This window comes from Alteromonas aestuariivivens (genome assembly GCF_003367475.1).
GTDB lineage: Bacteria > Pseudomonadota > Gammaproteobacteria > Enterobacterales > Alteromonadaceae > Alteromonas > Alteromonas aestuariivivens.
Map to the genome: position 1 here is coordinate 1 of NZ_QRHA01000035.1, position 550 is coordinate 550.

The window sequence follows — 550 nt, forward strand, 5'->3', positions numbered from 1 at the left end:
TAGCTAACAAGCAAAGGCAAGGCGACGCGTACCGCGCGCTTGCTTTGAGCGTTAGGCCGCTTATCATCTGGTTAGTAACTAAGCTTCCATTTTCTGATTGCGTAATGGTAACTCTTTATTTCGGAGGCTCGGCTTTAAGTTGTAACCATTTTTTCTAAGTTGTTGAAATTTCGATTGTTGCAAGTAAGGTGGACTACGTAGCTAAGAAGGCTGACGAAACGATAAGGAATCACATGAAAAATCTATATCGCTATTTAATAGCTTTTGCACTGCTGGTAGTGGCCATTGGCTCATACAGTTATGGTAATACCACAGGCTTGTTTATATTTGTCATCTTAGGTTTCGCATTTGAAGCTGCATTTTGGTTAAAGCTATTCCCTATCAAAAACAAGGCAAAGAATAGCCAGTAGTTAAAGCCAGCAGCCTAACAAGCACATCAAGTCGCCAGCAAGCTGGCTGGGACGCCAAAACTACGCGGCGATTTAGTTTTGTGCTTCGCAAGTTTAACCAAAATCGCCGCTACGTTTTGTTGCCACTTATGTGGGCGTTA

The 550-nt window shown here is 42.7% G+C and carries 1 protein-coding gene; it reads left to right on the top strand.

Annotation, left to right across the window (positions count from 1 at the left end; translation table 11 throughout):
* Positions 1-233 precede the first annotated feature (233 nt).
* A complete protein-coding gene (locus DXV75_RS17160) occupies positions 234-410 on the top strand; it encodes a hypothetical protein (RefSeq protein ID WP_181898462.1) in 177 nt (58 codons plus the stop codon).
* Positions 411-550 lie beyond the last annotated feature (140 nt).